This is a genomic window from Candidatus Krumholzibacteriia bacterium, assembly GCA_030748535.1.
In the GTDB taxonomy this organism is placed as follows: domain Bacteria; phylum Krumholzibacteriota; class Krumholzibacteriia; order JACNKJ01; family JACNKJ01; genus JASMLU01.
The window spans coordinates 57,643-77,924 of record JASMLU010000007.1 but is presented as its reverse complement, the minus strand read 5'-3'; the positions used below and the strand labels follow the sequence as shown (position 1 = coordinate 77,924).

The window sequence follows — 20,282 nt, the reverse complement described above, 5'->3', positions numbered from 1 at the left end:
CCCGCGCAAGAGAGGACAAAGGGTCCAAGGGTCCAAGGACCAAGAGCCTAAAAGGCCGACCTCATAAAGCGGAAGCCGATGTCGGGGTTGCTGTACGACGGATTGTAGCCGAGCCGAAACGCTGAGCGGCAATACAGGGCACTGCCGTACCAGTAGCCGCCGCGCAACAAGCGGAGCGACCCCGTCGCGGGGCCCACAGGGTCCGTTACATCACCGCCGTAACTTGCATACCAGTCATTGCACCATTCCCACAGATTCCCGTGCATGTCATAAAGACCCCAGGCATTAGGAATCTTCTCCGCTACCGGAGAGGTCCAACCCTCATCATTCCCGCAATACCAGCCGATCTCATCCAAAACCGGGTCATAGCCGCAGTAGAGCTCTGTAATCTCCCCGTTCGCAAAGGCCGTAGTAGAGCCCGATCTACAGGCATACTCCCACTCTGCTTCGGTCGGAAGCCGGTAGCCTTCTGCGCTATAGGGTTGGTGGCTATTGCACTGCCAGTTGCTGTGATCATAGGCACGGGGAAGGCCCTCTCGAAGGCTCTTCCAGTCGCAGAAGGCTACCGAGCCATACCAGGTCACTTCCTTCACCGGATGATCGGGGTTCTCGCAAGTAAACACGCCGCCTGCGAAGTCGATTTCGCAGTCGCTGTCATTCAGATCCAGTAGCTCCTGGGTCGAGCCATCAAGTGCGTCTTGCAGGGAAGAGCTAGATGCAGTGCAGTAGCCATTGTCATAGGCCCACTGAGCCATCTCCCGGTACTGCTCATTGGTCACTTCCGTTGTGCTCATATAAAAAGCCGTCGTCAGCGTGACCGTGTGCTGGGTTTCGTCACCCCAACTGTCATGCCCCGGTTCGTCTTCAGGAGAACCCATGACAAAGGAGCCCGCATCGATCAGCACACAGCCCTCCGGCACCTCCGGAGGCGGGGGAGGATCTTCGGCCGAACAAAGAACCAGTTCCCGATCCTCGAAGTCCGTAACCGGCGGGCTCTCTCCCGGATCCTCCACTTCCACCCGCACCGTATAAGTGCCGCAATCTTCGTAGTCATGAAGCAGGTAGAGCGGAGTGTTGGTCTCGTAGACATCGCAGTCGCTAGAACCTTCCAGATCCCAGTAGATCCGCACGATCAGGACATCGTTCAAGAAATTGGAGGCCACCAGAGAGACCAGGCCCGTCTGACTGCCCGGCACCGTGGGAGCCACCTGGAGGCTGGCGATCAGGGAAACTTCATCTCCGGGGTCTGTCGGAACAATGGGAAGGTCCGAATGTCGAGGCTGTTCTGGGCCACTTACCTGAAGGCAAGCGACAAGAAGGGGAAGGAGAAACACGATGCGTAGCAACTTCATGATCCGCTCCTGCCAGGTACAAGGCACAATAAGAAATCCCGTGCAATGACGGGATTGTAGCAGAAAGACTCCGGAATTACAAGATAGCCTCTAGGTCGATGTCCGCCAGTTCTCCAGAATCCTGTCCATCACGCGATCGGTCCTGAGGGCGGACTCTCCCGTACTGGGGCACTGCCCCTTCCCGCGCAACTCATCGACAATGCTCTGAATCAGGGGTTGCTGGATGTGCGGAGGATCCTCCACCGGGATCTCGCGACTCCCGTCGGGCGTCTCCAGACACAGGGGCTCGACCCGAAAGAAGGAAAAGGACAGCCTTCCCCGGCTTCCATAAAACTCGAAGCGGTCATGGTACTCCGAATCGGCCTCAGCACTGAAGGCCCATTGCCCCATGGCCTGCACCTCCTTCGGATAAGAAATCAGTGCGGAAACCGCATCCTCGGCTTCGTGTGGCACGCCCTGTTTCCCGGCAATGCCCCGAACCTCTTCTGCAGGCCCCAGCACAAAGTCCAGAAAGTCGAGCATGTGGCTTCCCAGGTCCACGAACTTCCCGCCGCCACTTCGCTCCGGGAGAAATCGCCAGGGAAGGGGTTCATCAAGAAGCGGGGCGGGTCGAAGAAGACTGAGGTTCACCTGCCGGACTCTGCCAATTTCACCGGAATCCAGAAGCTCCCGGATGGCAAGAAAGCGCGGGAGCTGCCGTCGGTAGTAGGCGACAAAGAGAGGAACCTTCGCTTCCCGGCAGGCGCGAAGAATGGTCTCGCTCTCCTTCGCAGAGCGGGAAAGAGGCTTCTCCACATAGACCGGCTTGCCGGCCCGGGCTGCAAGAATGGCCAGTTCCGCATGGGAATCCGGGGGCGTGGCCACATAGACCGCATCCACGCCGGGATCGGAGACCAGTTTCCCGGCATCGGAATACCAGCGCTCCACACCATGGCGGTGGGCGAAATCCTCGGCCTTCTCCGCATTGCGACGCATAAGGGCCACGAGCCGGGATCCCTCTGCCTTCTGAAATGCCGGGCCGCTCTTCAGTTCGCAGACTTCCCCACAACCGATCATGCCCCAAGAGATATCCTTCATAGAACCTCCGGCGGAAGCTTCTCACATTCTAGCAATTGACGGGAGCAGAAATCCGGTATACCTTGTGGCATCCGGTGCCCCTCCTTTGCGCAAAACATTGCCAGATCATCGTTTAGGAGGCGCGGCACCGGCAACCTGAAAGGAGAGAAGATGCGGACAATCCGCCTGGGCGGGTTGGCACTGGTCACGCTGGCCCTCCTCTCCTTGGTCGCTCCGGGCCTGATGCCCGGATATGCGGCCCAAAACACCATGAATCCGGCAAGTGCCCTTGCTGTTGAGCAGCACGCTCCGGCAGACGGGCAGGGGACTCAGGAGTCCCACAAAGCGGATCATGGCGAAGCGACCGGTGGCGGGCATGAAAGCCCGGTTCTGCCGGTCCTGGCCCTGTTGATGATTGTCATGCTGGCCGCCAAGATCGGTGGCGGCCTCATGGAGAAGGTAGGACAGCCCGGTGTACTGGGCGAACTGCTCTTCGGCGTCATCCTGGGTAATCTGACCCTCATCGGGTTCCATGGCTGGGAGAACCTGACGCAGTTGACCGTTCACTTCCCTGCTATTGGAGGAGGCGTAGCGGAGAGTGTATCCGCAGAGAAGATCATCGAGATTCTCGGAGAAATCGGCGTCATCCTTCTGCTCTTCCAGGTTGGGCTGGAGAGCAATATCAAGGAAATGCTCGGAGTGGGAGCGTCCTCCTTTCTCGTGGCGATCCTCGGAGTGGTCGCGCCCTTCCTTCTTGGTTGGGGCGTGGGTCTCTGGCTCATTCCCGAGGCGGGAATGTGGGTGCGCATCTTTTTGGGAGCGACACTCGCAGCAACGAGCGTGGGCATCACTGCACGAGTCTTGAAAGATCTCGGGCGCCTGCAGGCCCGGGAGAGCAAGATCGTTCTCGGTGCTGCCGTCATTGATGATGTCATGGGACTCGTGGTTCTGGCCGTCGTCGTCGGACTGATCGGCGCGGCGAACAATCCCGAGAACTCCATCAGCACGGCGGGGATCCTCTGGATCATCGGCAAGGCGCTGCTCTTTCTCGTGCTTTCCATTGTCCTTGGGCAATGGGGCGTGCCAAAGCTCTTCAAACTGGCCAGCCAGCTCAAGCGGGATCATCTCCTGCTGACCACGAGCTTGCTGATCCTCTTTTTCTTCAGCTATGTGGCCAACCGCATCGGTCTTGCCACGATCGTAGGCGCCTTTGCCGCGGGCCTCGTTCTGGAGCCGGTTCATTTCCGGAATCTCGGCGACCACAAGGATCATGACCTGGAGGAGCTACTGGCTCCCCTGGCCAGTTTCCTGGTGCCGATTTTCTTCGTGAGAATGGGCTACATGGTGGATCTGACGAGTTTTGCAAACACGCAGATTCTGGGCTTTGCCGCGGCACTGACGGTGGCGGCCATTATCGGCAAGCAGATCTGCTCGTTGGGTGTTCTGGAAAAAGGTCTCGACCGGCTCTCCGTGGGAATCGGCATGATTCCCCGGGGTGAGGTGGGACTGATCTTCGCCGGCATAGGTGCAGGACTTGTCCTTCACGGTGAGCCTGTTGTCAGTTCGGAAATCTTCAGCGCAGTGATCATCATGGTCATCGTGACGACCCTGATCACGCCCCCCATCCTCAAGTGGTCCCTCAACCGCCCCCGCGGATATGAGGGAGCCAGCGATGCGGAAATGCTGGAAATCCGGAACCGGAAACGCCAGAAACGCGCCAGTTACTACCGCGGAAAAGCGGAGGAAACAGGCGAAAGCGGCGGACAGGGCAATCGAAACCGTGGAAGAGGACGCAGTAGAAGAGGTCCTTCGCAGGGAAGAGGCGGAGCGGGGCAGGGCGGCAACCGACCGCAACCCCCTCGGGACTCATCCGGCGGAGAGCCCAAGGAAGGAGTTCCTTCCTCCGGCCAGAAAAGAAGGCGGAGAAGGAGACGGAGACGCTCTTCCGGAGGAAGCTCCGGAGGACAGGGACCGGCCAGCGGCGGGACCTGATCAAATGAACCGGGCTCGTGGGAGCCCGGTTTTTTTATACCAACTCTTCCCCAAGAACCCGGTAGAAGTCAGGAGCTTCTTTCTTGCTGACATTGCCGCTGGGGACTTTCAGAACCTCGATTTCCAGACTGCGACCGGGGAAGATCAGGGTGAGAAGTTCCCCTTCCCGCACACTGTGGCTCTCTTTCACGGCCTCTCCGGCGAGCAGGATTTTCTCCTCATGGCAGCCGCGCTTGGCCATGCTCCGGCTTTGGATCAGGCAGACCCGCTTGAGCCAGAGATCCAGCCTCATCGGGGAGCCAGCAATTCTGAGGGATCGGGAAGCCCCTTGCGATCGACATAGATTTCATCTTCCAACTCCAGAAGATAACTCTCCAGAGCCTCATTGCGGCGGCGGCCGATCAACTCGCTGCGCAATTCCTCTGTGATTTCATCGAACTCAAAGGGGCGTTCCTCTTCGCGCTGGTCGAGTCGCACGATCTGGTATCCGCGAAGCCCGGCAAAGACAGAGGAGGTTTCCCCCGGCTCCAGCAAACTGACCACTTCCCGGTAACGCTCATCCAGCTGCTCTTCCGGAACCAGAGGAAGTGCGCCGCCCTGCTGGCGGCTGTAGTCGTCATCGCTGTATTGATTCACAGCCTCTTCCCAGGAACCGCCATCCTTGAGGAAAGTCTGCACCTCGCGCGCCCGGACTCTTGCAAGAGAACGGTCGTCTTCGGTGATCTCCATGGGAATGAAAATCTGCAGGAAGTGAACCCGGGCACCGATGCGATTAACGAGTTTCAGGATATGAAGCCCGGCGCCGGAGAGGACATCATCGCGGGTCTCTCCGGGAGACATGGTGGCCAGCGCTTCCTGAAGTTCCGGCTGGGCAATGTCCTGAAGCTGGAACCAGCCCAGGTCGCCACCCCGATCGGCGGCCGGGCCCTGACTGAGTTCCCGGGCAACACTTCCGAAATCCTCGCCGGAACCCAGGCGCTTCTTCGCCTCCTCCAGCACCACATCCGCTCTGGCCTGTCGATCCTCGCTGGGGCGGGGAAGAACGAGAATGTGAGACAGTTTTACGGCGGTCGGACGCCAGGGCATCATTTCGCGATTGCCCTGGTTTTCAAGGAAATACTCCCGCGCCTCCTCTTCACTTACCTGAATCGAAAAGGTGACCCCTTCCACGAGTCTCTGAACCAGTATTTGCTCGGTCATCGGCTCCCGAAGACGGCGATCCAGATCCAGGCGCGTCAAACCCTCTTCGCGAAGTTGGCGATCGAATCGCTCTTCTCCCCCGCTCTGCTCAACGAGTCCGGCGATGTGCCGCTCGAGGGCCACATCCACCTCTTCCTGCTCCACCTGAATCCCTTCCCTTCGAGCCTTGGCCAGGAGGATCTTCTCCTTGACCATGTTCTCAAGAGACTCCCGCATGAGTTGCTCGAACTGGGTAGAATCCGGGCGGACACCGCTCTGCATGAGAAAGAGCTGGACATCGCTGAGCACGGAACTGAGAAGGATGACCTCGTCGTCCACGGTTGCGACAATCTTGTCCATCATGGTATCGCCACCCTGGGCAATGGCCAGGGGTGCAAGGACAAGCATAAGAATAGCCGCAAGGGCGCGGCGGAAATGGCGTGGCATTTCTACTCCTTGGGAGAGGACGATTTGTCCTGCAGTAATGCGTTCAGGTCAGGGTGATAAAGAACGGGGAAGTCCTGCTCCAGATCCCGGATCAGGGTTCGGTGAACATCCCGTCGCTTTTCCATCACCAGTCGGCGGATGATCTCTTCACGCACCTCCTGATTGGAGGACACGGACTTGTTTCCGCGGCGAAGACGATGTTGCACGATCGTCCAGCCCCAGATGGTCTCAAAGGGCTTGGAGTAATCGGGCGGGTCGGCTGCCGTGATTCGTTTGCGGATTTCGGGAACCATGGAAAGAGGCGATACCCAGCCCATGTCTCCTCCCACTTCCGAAGAAGCGTCCTTGGAGAAAAGGCGAGCCGCACGCTTGAAGGAAGTCTTTCCGCGCTTGAGATCCTTGTAGATCTTCTGCGCTTCTTCGCGGGTACTCACGACAATCCGGCGATAACGGTACTCGATGGACAGTTCCTTGCGGTTCTCCTCGAAGAAATCCCGGATCTCCTCTTCCGTCACGCGAACCTTCTCGTCGAGTTGACGCTGCAGGTAGGCCGTAGCCAGAAAATCCCGGCGCTGTTGTTGCAGCTTGAACTGAAGCTCCGGATCCTCGTGCAGACCGGAAGCTTCCGCAGCGCGAAATAACAGCTCCGTCTCCCGCCAGCGACCCAGCAGTTCCTGTTTCTCCTCCAGCGTCATCAGGCCCCGATACTCGGAGGGCAGGAGTCGCTCGAAATCCTCCCGGGAAAGCGTGGACGAACCGACACGCAGCAGGAGATCTCCCTCCAGAGTCTCTGCGACCGAAGTCCGCTCCGTGGCCTGCCCCCCCTTCTCCGCCTTCCCGCAAGACAGGAGCAGGAGCGCGAGGACGAAAGGCAGTGTCCTTCTAGTAAACGTCGCGTAGCGGATTGGGCGCCTCTCCTCGCTGGGTCTTGCGAAGGACCTTTTCATGAATCTTCACCACGGTATTCCCACGCCAGGACGCGAGAAGGGAATCCAGTCTCTGCATAGAAAGATGTTCAAAGAGGTTCTTGCGCACCTCGCCCTTTACATCCTCAAAGGGAAGCAGAACGGGGGGCGAAGTTTCAAGAAGCTGGAAGATGGCCCAGTAGCCCTGGTACTGGAAGATGGGCGTCTTCTCTCCAATCTCCTGAAGACGGGCAACATTTCGGTACAGGTCGTTCGAGGGATCCATCAGGGTGTCGGGGCTGAAGAAACCCGAGACATAGCCGCGGTTGAAATTGACCGCCAGATCGCGAGCCACGAGGTCGAATTCCTCGCCACCGTCCAGTCGATCCTTCGCCTCCAGAATCGGACCCTCTTCCCGGGTCACCAACTGCTTGCACTTCACCGCTGACTTCCGGGTGTAGGCTTTGAGATGATCCTCATACCACTGGAGAATGTGCGCATCGCTCATCTCAATCTCGGAATCGACAATCAGGCTCTTCACCGAGTTCATGAAGTATTGTTCGTCGAACTCCTTCATGGCGACTACATAGTCGGGATGCTTGTCGAGGCCCTTGTCGACGGCTTCTTTCGGCATCAACTGGTTGATGGCCTTGCGTCGAATGTAATCCTTGAACGAGGCCATTCCGCCGGCCTTCTGGGGGCGTGAATAGGGGCTGAGTCCGTCAAACTCATCGGAAAAATCGGCAAGGGTGAAGGACTCGCCTTCCAGTTTGTAGAGAAGCATGGAAAGCTCTTCCTCGCTAAACTTCAGGATCGGCTTTTCATAGTTCGGGAACTCCCGGGAGCGGGCCTGCGACGGTGTTATGTCATCGGGCATCAGGGGAAGGACGCGAAGGGCGGCCTCTTCATTGAAGTGAAAGCCGAACTTGTCGAGCACATAGTCACCGTGCACGCGACCATTGGTCCGAAGGGCGCGGGTCTCCAGCCGCTTCCTGATCTGCGCCTTCACCTGCTCAAAGGTCTGGCTCGGTTCCACATAGATCGGGCGATCCACCAGAAAGATCGACCACTTTCCATAGACGGCGACCGGGCCGGAGAGAAATCCGGCATCCCGGAGGAAGAGAGCTTCTTCCACCGGCTCCACTGAAGCTCCAAAACCAATGGTCATCCGGCCACCGGCCCCAACATCGTCGGCGATGGAATAACGGGACACCGCTTCATTGAAATCTAGTTCCCCGGACTGGAGTTTCTTGTGGACTTCCAGTGCTTCCGCCTCGGTATTCAGGTCGATGTGGCGAACATCGGCGGAATGGCCCAGCATCTCGAACTGCTTGAGAAGATCCTCTTCCGTGAAATCGGGAATCTTGTCGACGATCTCCTGATTCTTGAGAAGTTCAATCAGCCGGTAGTTCTTCTGTCCATCGTAGGCAAGATCATAGGCCGTCTTGTCCTTGATATTCTCCAGGCGGGCCTGAAGAACCATCAACTCCTTGTTGATCAGCGCATCCACCACGAGATCCTGCTGTTCTTCCAGACTCAGGGAGTCGGGAAAGAGGGCGGAATTGTTGGCGTACATTTTCGCCCACTTCGCTTCGAAGTAGGATTTTGTGATCTGGGAATCTCCGACCTCTGCAACCAGGGAATCGGGACCGGCATCACAGGCGGACAGGAGCGCGAAAAGGCTCAGGGCAAGGAGGCCGCAAATGCGGACACAGGTATTCATTCTTCACCTCGGGTTCGTTGAACTGACCCGGAAAACGGGTCAAGGAAGCACAGCAATCAATCTAATCCGATGAGGAGGGAGAAAGCAAGGGACTAAGCTTCCCCCGAAGCTCTTCGAGCAATTCCCGCAGATCGCTCGACAGGTCATTTTCCGCGGAACGAAGCTCCAGAATCCAGGGTTCCTGCTTGCGAAACAGCAGTTTTCTGCCGAAGCGGGCGGCCAGGGAGCGGATCAGCTCGCGGTCGAGCGTGGCGTCCTCGCGCAGTTCGACAAGACAGTTTTTTCCCATGCGAACCCTGCGAACCCCCGAGGCCTGGGCAAGAATCTTGATCTCCAGAATCGTAAAGAGGTTCCGGAGTTCTTCGGGCTCCGGGCCGAAGCGGTCCAGGATTTCCTTTTTCATGTCCTGAAGCGAGTCCAGACGATCCAGATGCCCCATCCGCTGATAGATGCTCATCTTCTGGCCCGCATCCTCAATGTAGTCATTGGGGATAAAGGCACTGAGATCGCTCTCGACCTTCACATCGGCTACATAGTTTTTCCCTTCCTGAATCTCCCTAACTGCCTGATTGACCAGGCGAAGGTAGAGGTCGAAGCCGACGGCGGCGATGTGCCCGTGCTGCTTGGCACCGAGCATGTCCCCGGCGCCCCGGATTTCAAGGTCGCGAAGGGCAAGCTGGTAACCGCTTCCCAGTTCGTCGAACTCGACGAGAGCCTCCAGGCGGCGACGGCTTTCATCGGTGATTCTCCGGTCCTGCGGAATCATCAGGTAGGCAAAGGCTCGCTGGCGGCTTCTTCCCACCCGGCCCCGAAGCTGATGCAGCTGAGCCACTCCGAAGCGATCGGAGCGGTTGATGAGGATGGTGTTCACACGGGGAATGTCCAGACCCGACTCGATGATCATGCTGCTGACAAGAACCTCGAACTCCCCCTCAATGAAGTCCACCATCACCTGCTCGAGCTTCTTTTCATCCATCTGCCCGTGGCCGATGCCCACGCGGATTCCCGGAATCAGTTCCCGAATGAAGGCAGCCATGGCCTCAATCGTCTGCACCCGGTTGTGAACGAAGAAGACCTGCCCGCCGCGGTCGATCTCCCGAAGAATGGCTTCCCGAATCACCTCTTCGTCAAAGGCCACGACCTCCGTATGCACCGGCAAGCGGTCTCGCGGCGGCGTCTGGATGAGTGACACATCCCGAATCCCGCCGAGAGACATGTTCAGGGTTCGCGGAATCGGAGTGGCCGTCAGGGTGATCACATCCACGGAGGCCCGTGCATTCTTCAGCCTCTCCTTGTGCTTCACCCCGAAGCGATGCTCCTCGTCCACCACGAGAAGCCCGATGTCCTTGAACTTCACATCCTGACTCAGGAGCCGATGGGTTCCGATAATCAGATCCGTCTTTCCCTCCGCCAGTTTCTCCAGACTTTCGCGAATTTCCGCTGCCTTCCGAAAGCGACTGACCATGTCGATGCGCACCGGATACTCCCGAAGTCTTTCTGAAAAGGTCTGGAAGTGCTGTTGGGCGAGAATGGTCGTTGGCACGAGAATCGCCACCTGCTTGCCCGCCTGAACGGCCTTGAAGGCGGCGCGAATGGCGACCTCGGTCTTGCCGAAACCGACATCCCCACAGACCAGCCGGTCCATGGGCCGAGGCTTCTCCATGTCCTTTTTCACTTCCTCACTGGCCCGTCCCTGATCCGGGGTGTCCTGATAGAGGAAGCTGGCCTCCAGTTCCTTCTGCCAGGGCGTGTCCTCCGGAAAGGAAAACCCGCGGCTGGCCTCCCGCCTTGCATAGAGGCGAATCAACTCGGTGGCCATCTCGCGCACGGCCTTCTCGGCCTTGCGGCGGGTTCGTATCCAGGCTTTTTCTCCGAGACGGTTCAGTCCGGGCTTTCCATCATCCCGACCCATGTAGCGTTCCACAAGATGAAGCCGCTCGACGGGTACAAAGAGTTCCTGATCACCCGCATAGCTCAGGTGAAAAAGCTCCTGCTCCTCCCCCAGAATGTCTTTCTTCACGATGCCGCGATAGCGCGCCACCCCATGATGAATGTGGACGACATAGTCGCCGGGTTTGAGCAGGGAGCGGTCGCGAATCGGGCCTTTTCCCCGGTAGACGCGGCGGCTTCGGCGAACCCGCTTGTAGCGATCGAAGATCTCGTGGTCGGTGAAGAGAGCCAGTTTTTCGGAGGGAAGGAAAAAGCCGTATTGCAGGTCGGCCACGGGAAAGTGAACCTGGTCGCGAATCGAGGGGAGGATTTCTCGGAGACGATCGGCCTGCCCCTCGTTGTCGCAATAGATCCAGATCCGGTAGCCTTTGTCGACTCTCTCTTCAAGATCCTTCCGCAGCTCCTTCACGCTGCTGCCGAAGGAGGGCTGGCTCTTCACGGAGAAGCGCAGCATCGGCGCCCGAGGGCTTCCCATGGTTTCGGACAGTTCGTCCTCTACGAGCAGGATCTCCTTGCGAGAGAGAATTGCGGCCAGATCTTCGCTATCGCGCCAGGACCAGGGAAGAGGCGGCGGGAAGTCGTCCTTCTCCAGGGCGAGGCGATGTCTCCGCTCCGCCTCCCCGGACATCTGCTCCCAGCGCTCCCGGATCGCCTGTTCGTCGATCAGGATCATGCGGAAACTGTCGGGCAGATAGCTTTCAATGTTTCGTTCATCGAGAAGCCAGCCGCTGTACCGGTCGATACCCTCAAAGTGAATCCCGTCGAGAAAGGCCGAGATCAGTTCCCCGGTCAGGATGCTGTCGGAAGGAAAGTGCCGCTGCAGTTCCCGGACAGCGCGATCCCGGGCCTGGGAATCCAGAATTACCGGAGAGCAGGGAAGCACGCGGATCGAGTCAATGCGTCCCGTGGATAACTGGCTGGAAGGATCAAAGAGTCGCAGGCTCGCCACTTCATCTCCATCCAGCTCCAGACGGACGGGAAGTTCCTGCGTGGGGCTGAAGAGATCAACGATGCCGCCCTTGATAGCGAAATCCCCGGCCTCCTCCACAAGCCCTGTTTCGCGATAGCCGAGAGCCGTGAGTTGATCGCGAAGATCCTCCAGCTCGACCTGCCTGCCTTTCTCCAGTTCGAAGCTGATCTGGAGGAGGCGTTCGGGATCCATGAGTTTCCGCATCCAGGAACGGACGCTGATGCAAAGAACCCGCACGCGGCCTTCGGCCAGAGCTTCCAGAGTTTCCACTCTCGCGGAAACCAGGTTGCGGTCTTCACTGTGGCGGTCGTAGGGAAGAATCTCCGACTCGGGAAAGAACTCCACGCCCTCTACGCCGAGCCCTTTCAGATCGGAGGCCAGAGCTTCAGCCTCCGCCGCCTGCGCGGAGAGAAGGACCCAGGGCTTTCGATCCTCCAGTTCCTGATCCAGCCGGGAGAGAAGAAAGGGCAGACTCGAAGACTTCAGACCCGTCAGGACACGACGGGCTGGCCCCGACGAGAGGAGTTCCCGCAGTTCTTTTCCCACATCTGCCAGCAGGGAGACATTCAGGTTCGGGCTCATAATGCCGGGAGCAGCTCTCGGTGCATCAGGATTCTCGGGAGGAGGAATCTGCCGCCAGAATCGCAGAGCTCACTTCCTGGTTGATCAGGCCGATCAGATCCGACACCGGCTTGCGTACTTTTTTCGCGCGGGCACTTTCCTCTACGATCTCCCTCGCACGGCGGCCGGCTTCGCGGCGCTCATCCCGACTAAACAGTTCGCCCAGAAGCCCGCAGGATCGAATCATCCCGATAAGGGCAAGGCTCTCGGCATCCGGCTTCTCGTCTTCAAGAATCGCGCGTCGCAAGCGAGCCCGGATCGCCTGATCTCCCAGTTCGTCCTGAAGCGGAAACTGCTCGGAGCTGGAAATCTTCAGGTAGCGCCCGTTGTCATTGCGAAGAATCGAGTCTTCCAGCAGGCGGTCCAGAAGCCGCTCCTGCAGGTCCGGCATCAGTTCACAAAGCTTGCCCGCCCAATATTTCACGGTTCGAGGAACTCGGGCAGACTGGATCAAGGTCATCAGGTCGAGCAGAAGCGGATCCTCCGGGCGCTTTCTCCCGGAGACCAGCAGGCGATTTCCCTTGTGGGTCACGATGGACAAGATCGCCAGTTCGTGAAGCAGCATGGCCGGAAGCGCAAAGGGCAGGGCAGTCGCCGCACGGGAGGGCAGAGTGCCCTCCTTGTCATCAAGAGCGATCAGCAAAAGTGATTCGGCAAGATTCGGCATAGGACTCCCGAGAAATTGAATCCGGGGAATCCTAACGCAGTCTCTGCATTATGTGAAGCGAATCTGCCTTTGACAGCCCATTCTTCCGCCGATATTCTCTGCGCCCGAAGAGGAGGTCTCAATGAAGGAATCACGCGGCCAGTGGAGTGGAAGAATGGGATTCGTGCTGGCGGCAGCCGGAAGCGCCGTCGGACTCGGTAATCTCTGGAAGTTTCCCTACATCACCTACGAAAACGGGGGCGGCGCCTTTGTTCTCGTCTACATTGCAGCGGTGATTCTCATTGGCGCGCCGGTCATGATTGCCGAGATCCTTCTCGGCCGCAGAAGCCAGCGCAGCCCCGTCGGAGCCTTTCTCTCCCTGGCCGGAAAGAACCGCGCCTGGGGCGGGGTAGGATTTCTGGGAGTCCTGACCGGATTTGTCATCCTTTCCTACTACAGCGTCGTGGCTGGCTGGACCCTGCGATACATCGCCATGGCCTTCAGCGGGGGGCTCGGGGAACTCGCGGGCAATCCCGCTCACCTGCAGGACTTCTTTGGAGGATTCCTGAGCAACGGCCCACAACAGATCTTCTTCCTCTTCCTCTTTATGTCCATGACGGTGACGGTCGTGATTCTCGGCGTTCAAAAGGGCATCGAGCGCGCGGCCAAGTTCCTGATGCCGGTTCTCTTTGCCATTCTCGGTGTGCTGGTCATCTACTCCTTCAGCACTCCCGGCTTTTCAAAAGCCGTGACTTTCCTCTTCCGCCCGAATTTCTCCGAGTTGACTACCGGCGCGGTCCTCGAGGCACTCGGGCACAGCTTCTTTACCCTGAGTCTCGGCATGGGCGCCATGCTCACCTACGGAAGCTATATGCGGAAGAAAGATTCCATTCCTCGTGCAGCGATCACGATCACCTTTCTCGATACGCTCATCGCCATCATGGCCTGCCTTATCATGTTCTCCATCATCTTCAGCTTCGACTTCGAAGTAAAAAAGAGCGCGACCATCCTCTTCACCACCCTGCCCACCGTTTTCTTCAAACTTCCGGGCGGGGCCATGATCAGTGGCCTCTTCTATCTGCTCGTGGCCTTTGCGGCCCTTACGAGTACGATCAGCCTGATGGAAGTAGTGTCCAGCTACGCCATTGATGAACTGGGCTGGGAACGGCGGCGAGCCACGCTGAGCATGGGCGCGGCCATTTTCGTCTTCGGTGTTCTGAGCGCCCTGAGCCTCGGCGGAAACAAGACTCTCAGCGGAATCAACCTGATCGGCAAGGAGTCCACGGCGGGAGTCTTCGGAACGCTGGACTACCTGGCCAGCAACTGGTTCCTGCCCGTCGGCGGCTTCTTCATTGCTCTCTTCGTGGGCTGGTTTCTCGGGCGGAAGGACAGTACTGAGGAACTGGAAGAGGGACACGGGGAGATGCCCAGCTATGGCATCTGGCGATTCCTTCTGCGTTTTGCCGCGCCTCTTGTGATCGGAGCCATCATTGTCAGCGTCATTCTCGGAAGGGAGTACCAGTAGATGAAACTCCCAGCAGAGGCAGTTTTGCGGAAGCTCTTTGCTTCCGCCTTTTTCATGGATGCGGGTTTTTTCCTACTGGTAGCAGCTCTCCCCTACAAGGTTCTCGACCTCGGAGGCGGCTCCCTGGAGTTGGGCATGATGCCCACTCCCAGTTCCCTGGTCTATATCGTCATGACCCAACTGGTCGGGCGCTGGAGCGATTCTTTCGGCCGCTTCCGCATGAGCCGCTACGGCGCGCTGGCCCTCATTGCCTTCGCCGCGCTTGCCTTCCAGGCGGACACTTACTGGAAACTCCTGCTCCTGATGCCCCTCTTCGGATTCGGAGCTTCTCTCTTCTGGCCCAGCATTCAGGCGGCCATCGGAGACCTGTCTGCCGGCAATGCAAAAGCCCTGGTTCACAATACCGGGCGTTTCAATGTCGCCTGGGGTGTGGGAAAAGCTCTGGGCTATTTTTCTGCGGGAATGCTACTCGCCCACTACAGTTTCCGGGCTACCTTTCTCACGGCCATCGGCCTGATTGCCGCCAGCTTCCTCTTTACTCCGAAAGAGGAAGTTTCTTCCGAAGCAGTTGAACCGGAGGCCGCTCCCGGTACGGACCCTTCCCGGGGTGATCGTTTTCGGAAAATGGCCTGGCTCGCCAACTTTGCTTCCTTCGGAGCTTCGGCGGTGCTGGCCAACCTGCTCCCTGAGTGGTTTGTAAATCGAGGCTGGCCGGAAAGCCGCTTCGGCATTTTCCTTGGCGCACTCTTCGCTCTTCAGACGGCGGTCTTCGCCCTTCTGGCCAGCCGGATCCGCTTTGCAGACTCGGTGAGCCGGCTTCTTCTTCCCCAGTTGCTTGCTGCGCTGGCGATTCTGTCGCTCCCCTTCCTCCCCGGCTTCTTTTCACTCATGCTCATCACTCCGCTGATCGGCTTCAGCTTCGGAGTCACCTATGCGGCCAGCATCTACTACAGCCTTCATACAGAAAGCGGGAAAGGAAAGAACGCGGGGATTCACGAGAGTCTGATCGGGGCAAGCGTCTTCCTCTTTCCCCTGGCCGGCGGCATGATTGTTCGGCTCAGCGGCTCCCTGGCTTCGCCTTATCTGTTCATGGGATCCGTCATGCTGATGGCCCTTGCCCTGCAATGGGTCTGGGCGGTGAAGAAGAGCTAGTCCGTCTTCAGGCGGCGGCTCACCCAGAGTTCCAGAAGCAGCAAGGCCAGAACCAGCCACAGCAGGAGGCGCGTGATCTCCCGTCCAAAGCGATGGAAGCGCAGGAAGTCCCCGATCTTTTCGCCGGGAGGAATGCTCAGGAGAGATTCCACATCCAGCAGGGTCGCCAGGCTGTCCGCGTCCGGAGCCTGAAGAAAACCTTCCTCGGGGGGAACGCGAACGGCCCGGAGTCCCAGATCCCGACGACCTTCGGGCGAGTCGAGGTGCAAGGACCAGAACCCGCTCTTTCCCACACGATCCAGAATGGCCCGGGGAGGGAATCGGCTTGCGTCCAGTCGAAGCCGCTGTTCGCTCCCGTCTTCAGAGAGTGCGAAGAGCCGCTGCCCCTCGGTCGGAAAGGACTTGATCTCCCACTCCAGACTCTCCCCCACCGTGGCAGTGCGGGGAAGCTGTGCCCCGCTGACCTCCTGCACCATTTCCTGAATCAGGGGAAGAAAAAGGGAACTCCAGGGGAACTCGCCTCCCGCCGGGCCCGCATCAAAGAGAAGAAGACGCACTCGGCCGCGACCGTAGTTCCATGCCAGAACGGCCGGCAATCCCCCTTCGAAGCGGGCCAGAACCTGTCGACCCCCCACAGAACAGCGAAAGATCTCCGAGAAACTCTGGTCTCTCAGGATCTCCCGGTGAACCTCATCGAAATCCTCAAAGAGGGAGTGCTCGCCATGAAGCTCCCGGATCTGAAGCCTTTCGCTCCCGGCCAGCTCCAGCGAACGGGGACCGTCGAGTTCGGGAAGAAGCTCCCGTGCAAGAACAGGCAGGCTCTCCCTGTCCGGGAAGAGAAGAAGCCCGCCGCCGGATTTCACATAGGCTGCCAGCGCCTTAGCAGAAGAGGAGCCGAGTCCTGCACCACCGGCAAGAAGCACCGCATGGCGAGCCTCCAGATCGACGCTCTCCAGGGAGGAAGTTGAAATCTGGAGAAGCTCCAGCGGGGAAGTGGATGAGGAGGAAGCGGGATCCAGAGCCAGCCCAAGATGACGGGCGAGACCGGATTCCGCCCGGCCCAGCAGGAGAACACGGAGGAAGGAATGAACCGGCAAGACAAAGGGCAGTTCATCGTCCGGCGCATAGCGATCCTTTTTCTTTCGCCAGACCCCTCGCAGCTTCCCCGGCTCTTTCAAGCCCAGAGACAGGCTCCTTGTTTGCACGCGACCGGGCCCCGGGGAAAACTCCAGGCTCCCCGAATACTGCTCGTCGAGAAGAAGGTCCACGGGAAAGCTGTCCTCGCGCTTCGACTCCAGACTGAGAGACAGTTCAAAGGGCTTCCCGGCAAGTACGGGGCGACGGGGAAGCTGAAGATTCACGAAACCGGCATTCGGGGGAAGTTCATCGGCAAGGGGCAGAGCCATGATGCGAAGATCCCCGGGGTCGGGAAGCGGAACGGTGTCGGCTTCTGAAAGGGCGAAGTCACTGAGAAGGAAGATCTCCCGAAGCGGATGCGGGCGAAGTGACAGACTGCGAATGGCCTGTGACAGAGCCGGCCTCAGAAAACTCTTCCCCTCGCCGGGCTTCCAGTTTTCCAGAAACTCCCGCACGAGGGAAGGGCTTGCGAAACCGCCCAGAGGGTCGTCCACATTTTCCCCGAAACCCAGGAGGAGAACTTCATCGTTCTCGTCCAGCGGGCTCAGAATCTCTCTTGCCCTTCTCAGGGCGAGATCAAAGAGGCTCCCGTCTTCGTGAAGACTCTGCATACTTGCGCTTCGGTCCAGAATCAGGGCCAGACTGCGAGGTGTCTTTTCGGGGAAGACGCGAGCCAGGGGCCCCCGAAGCGTGGGTCGGGCCAGGGCCAGAGCCAGGAGCGCGATGATAAGCATCCGCAAGAGAAGAAGGAGCAGGCGGCGGAAGTTCAGTCGACGCATCTGCCGCAGGTTTTCTTCGTGCAGGAAACGGAGGCTCGGGAAGTCCAGCTTCCGGGCGCGACGGCGCTGGAAGAGATGAATCAGCAGCGGAAGCAGGACCCCGAGAAGCCCGAAGAGGAATATGCCGTTTAGAAAGCTCACGATATTTCATTGATAGCCGAGAGGATGAGATTGCACAAGCGGGGCTTGACTCTCAAAGCGTAAAAGTGGAGCCTCACAGAGGAGGTGCCCCATGTCCGAGAAACTCGATCTCCTGAAGCTTCACAAGCAGGATTACACCCAGAGCCGAAAGCCGGGAATTTTCCGCCCGTCCATCGGGCTCTACCTCAGCTATCAGGGAACAGGCTCGCCGGGGGGCGAAGTCTTCACGCAGGCCATTGGTGCACTGTATGCCATGGCCTTTACGATCAAGATGACGGAGAAGTTCGAGAAAGGGCGGGACTACAAGGTGTCCAAGATTGAGGGCATCTGGTGGGGCACGGAGAACCCCTGCGGAGACTACAGCCAGGAACCAAAAGACCAATGGAACTGGAAGCTGATGATCCGCGTGCCGGAGTTCATTGGCGAGGATCAAATGAAGGGCGCCCGAAAACAGCTCGAGGAGAAGGGCAAGGATCCTGCCTTTCGCGATGTCCTGCTGATCGAACTGGATGAAGGCGAGGTGGTGCAGATGCTCCACCTGGGTCCCTACGAAAAAGAGGGCGAAACGATCGTTCAGATGCTCGACTACGCCGAGTCAGAAGGCTACGAGATCGCCGGTTGCCACCACGACATCTACCTCTCCGATCCCCGTCGGGCAAAACCCGAGAGGCTGAAGACGATCGTTCGTTTTCCGGTGAGAATAATCAGCTCGTAAGAACGAGTTTGCGTTTCTGGACTTCGCGGCCGCTTTCCATCTTCAGGAAATAGACTCCAGAGGGAACCCTTCTTCCTGCATCATCGCGCCCTGTCCAGTCCAGGCGATGCTCTCCGGCGGAATACACCCGGTTTGTCAGTTCCCGCACCCTGCGTCCCCGGGCATCGTAGATCGCAACTCGCATCAGCGTGCTCTCCGAGAGCGCAAAGGGAATGCTGACCTTCGGGTTGAAGGGATTGGGAAAGGGTGCCTGGAGACTGAAGTCTGCTTTCCCCTTTTCGCTCTCTGTTCGGAGGTTTTCCGAGGAAAGTGGGCCACCATCGCCTTCAAGAAGAAGTAGGGTCTCTCCTGCTTCAAGAATCCAGCTTCCCCGGTCGTCACTCCAGGAATCCGCAAAACAGTCGGCCGGGCTGGGAACCAGATGCTCCCAGTTGTCCAGAGTGATGGGTTCCGAAGAAAGGGAAAGCAGCACCACTCCTTCTTCAAAGACCCTCTCCATTCGCGCCGTGTTTTCACGAACTACCTGGATCTCGTCCACCACGATTTTACAGGGGTCTTCGGAAGAGAGGTAGAAGTACCAGTCGTCATGAGCATCGAGTTCCCCTTTCGAGCGAGCCAGATAGAAACCCGTATCGCCTGTTTTCACCTTCTCGCAGGGAAGACTGACCTTTGCTGAATTGTCTCCATGACGACGAAAAGCGGCGTCGATTTTCACGCCCTGTTTTGGCGCGCGGATCACGCGATAGCGATAGGCGACGACCATGGCTTCCAGGCTTTCGACAGGGGACAGGTCCGTGGCGAAGAGTGCTTGCCAGCCCTTCTTCATCGCATTGATCTCGAGGCTTCCGCTTCCGACAAGAGGATCTTCCTCTTCTCCAAGCCATCGGCCTTCTGCCGGAAAGAACACTCCGTTCAATTCTTCACTGCTGTCAAAAGTTCTCTCTGCCAGGTGCTCTCCGTTCAGGCTGAGCCGTCCGCTTGCTTCCCCCAGAGAGATTTCGTGGAGATCGCTCCAAAGCAGTTCATCATGCCCGCTGGAGCCGTAATCGAAGCTCAAATGCTGCCCCGTAAACCTCTCCAAAGCCCAGGACGCGCGGCGGGTGACGGCATCTTCTTCTGTGGAAATGCAGTTGATGATGCTCTCCTGGCCACCGGAGTTGTCCCTCCATCCCTCCAGCTTCGACAGCGCTCCGAGAACTCCGCCAAAGGAAGTGTTCGGAAAGTTCTCGAACATCCTGCCATCTAGCTGACCGAAGAAACGGTTGTTTCCGTTGCCAATAATCGGAAGCTCGGGAGCCCGTTCCCGGATTCCCTTCAGAAGAGCGAGCCAGCCATCCCGGATCCACTCATCGCATTCCTCCCGGGTGTCCGACAGACCGTCGAGGTTCATGTCGAAGTCTCCATCGAAGCGACCGTGGATGTAGTAGGCACTTTCGAAACACTGGTCCAGAAAGAGGCCATCGTAGTGAGTCAGGCGGGGAAGAAGTTCGTTTTCGAAAAAGTCGAGCGCGTAGTCACGGTAGACCCGGCCCTCTACTTCGAGGCAATGCTCCGTAAGATTGTTGACGAATGTCTCGGGCCAGCTGCTGACCACGGCGTCCGTCGTGCTTCTCATGATCCACTCCTCCCGGATTCCGGAGGAGAAGAAGAGGCTCAGTTCGTTGAAGTTTCCCGTCTGCCCGCTGAAGAAATCAAAGATGAGAAAAATCCGGATCTCCGGATTGTGGCTGCGAATCTCTTCCAGAGAAGCGAGACGGTTCAGCGTGGAAGGAGAAAGAACCAGAAGGTCGTATCGGGAAAGCTCTTCTTCATGCCCGGCGATGTCGCGACCCAGAAAGACATTGGCCGAACGGGCCAGCAGCGGTTCTGGCATGGCAAGGAGCAGAGCGGTCGTGGCCAAAATCCATGCGATGCGAATGATCCGTTTCGAAAAGCCCTGTTTCCGATTGAGACTCATCAATGAGCGTCCTTCCCCAGTGGGTTGATCTGTTC

Annotated in this window: 14 protein-coding genes; 4 read left to right on the top strand and 10 right to left on the bottom strand. The window is 58.4% G+C overall.

Annotation, left to right across the window (positions count from 1 at the left end):
• Positions 1-47: 47 nt before the first annotated feature.
• Together QGH30_07660 and QGH30_07655 are read right to left on the bottom strand one after the other, a co-directional pair.
• Entirely contained in the window at positions 48-1,352 is a 1,305-nt protein-coding gene (locus QGH30_07660; protein ID MDP7022211.1) for a formylglycine-generating enzyme family protein, read from the bottom strand.
• A 90-nt stretch (positions 1,353-1,442) separates the two neighbouring features.
• Positions 1,443-2,429 (bottom strand): Gfo/Idh/MocA family oxidoreductase, encoded by a 987-nt coding sequence (locus tag QGH30_07655; protein MDP7022210.1) that lies wholly within the window; start codon positions 2,427-2,429, stop codon positions 1,443-1,445.
• A 150-nt stretch (positions 2,430-2,579) separates the two neighbouring features.
• Here QGH30_07655 and QGH30_07650 point away from each other — a divergent pair, with 150 nt between their 5' ends.
• Positions 2,580-4,400 carry a cation:proton antiporter gene (locus tag QGH30_07650; GenBank protein MDP7022209.1) on the top strand — a complete coding sequence of 607 codons (1,821 nt, stop codon included), beginning with the start codon at positions 2,580-2,582 and terminating at the stop codon, positions 4,398-4,400.
• 34 nt (positions 4,401-4,434) lie between these two features.
• Here QGH30_07650 and QGH30_07645 read toward each other — a convergent pair whose 3' ends face one another.
• The 6 genes from QGH30_07645 to QGH30_07620 form a co-directional block, all read right to left on the bottom strand.
• The gene (locus tag QGH30_07645) at positions 4,435-4,692 is read right to left on the bottom strand and encodes an RNA-binding S4 domain-containing protein (GenBank protein ID MDP7022208.1); all 258 of its coding nucleotides are present in this window, start codon (positions 4,690-4,692) and stop codon (positions 4,435-4,437) included.
• A complete protein-coding gene (locus QGH30_07640) occupies positions 4,689-6,026 on the bottom strand; it encodes a peptidylprolyl isomerase (protein ID MDP7022207.1) in 1,338 nt (445 codons plus the stop codon). Before QGH30_07640 ends, QGH30_07645 begins: the two co-directional genes overlap by 4 nt.
• Positions 6,027-6,028: 2 nt before the next feature.
• Positions 6,029-6,973, bottom strand: a complete 945-nt coding sequence (locus tag QGH30_07635; protein ID MDP7022206.1) for a peptidylprolyl isomerase — start codon at positions 6,971-6,973, stop codon at positions 6,029-6,031.
• A complete protein-coding gene (locus tag QGH30_07630) occupies positions 6,909-8,654 on the bottom strand; it encodes a hypothetical protein (GenBank protein MDP7022205.1) in 1,746 nt (581 codons plus the stop codon). The genes QGH30_07635 and QGH30_07630 overlap by 65 nt, the downstream gene beginning before the upstream one ends.
• Before the next feature lie 61 nt (positions 8,655-8,715).
• Positions 8,716-12,156, bottom strand: a complete 3,441-nt coding sequence (gene mfd, locus QGH30_07625) for a transcription-repair coupling factor (GenBank protein ID MDP7022204.1) — start codon at positions 12,154-12,156, stop codon at positions 8,716-8,718.
• Between the two features lie 25 nt (positions 12,157-12,181).
• Complete coding sequence (locus QGH30_07620) at positions 12,182-12,862, bottom strand: GPP34 family phosphoprotein (GenBank protein ID MDP7022203.1); 681 nt, start codon at positions 12,860-12,862, stop codon at positions 12,182-12,184.
• A gap of 121 nt (positions 12,863-12,983) precedes the next feature.
• Here QGH30_07620 and QGH30_07615 point away from each other — a divergent pair, with 121 nt between their 5' ends.
• Together QGH30_07615 and QGH30_07610 are read left to right on the top strand one after the other, a co-directional pair.
• The gene (locus QGH30_07615) at positions 12,984-14,366 is read left to right on the top strand and encodes a sodium-dependent transporter (GenBank protein MDP7022202.1); all 1,383 of its coding nucleotides are present in this window, start codon (positions 12,984-12,986) and stop codon (positions 14,364-14,366) included.
• Positions 14,367-15,518, top strand: a complete 1,152-nt coding sequence (locus tag QGH30_07610; protein MDP7022201.1) for an MFS transporter — start codon at positions 14,367-14,369, stop codon at positions 15,516-15,518.
• On the opposite strand, the gene QGH30_07605 is transcribed toward QGH30_07610, so the two are convergent.
• Positions 15,515-17,575, bottom strand: coding sequence for a VWA domain-containing protein (locus QGH30_07605; GenBank protein ID MDP7022200.1), 2,061 nt, complete (start codon positions 17,573-17,575; stop codon positions 15,515-15,517). The genes QGH30_07610 and QGH30_07605 overlap by 4 nt on opposite strands.
• A gap of 91 nt (positions 17,576-17,666) precedes the next feature.
• Between QGH30_07605 and QGH30_07600 the strand changes: the two genes are divergently transcribed.
• Positions 17,667-18,290 (top strand): GyrI-like domain-containing protein, encoded by a 624-nt coding sequence (locus QGH30_07600; GenBank protein ID MDP7022199.1) that lies wholly within the window; start codon positions 17,667-17,669, stop codon positions 18,288-18,290.
• On the opposite strand, the gene QGH30_07595 is transcribed toward QGH30_07600, so the two are convergent.
• Positions 18,280-20,247, bottom strand: a complete 1,968-nt coding sequence (locus tag QGH30_07595) for a FlgD immunoglobulin-like domain containing protein (protein MDP7022198.1) — start codon at positions 20,245-20,247, stop codon at positions 18,280-18,282. The two genes, QGH30_07600 and QGH30_07595, sit on opposite strands and share 11 nt — an antisense overlap.
• Positions 20,248-20,282 lie beyond the last annotated feature (35 nt).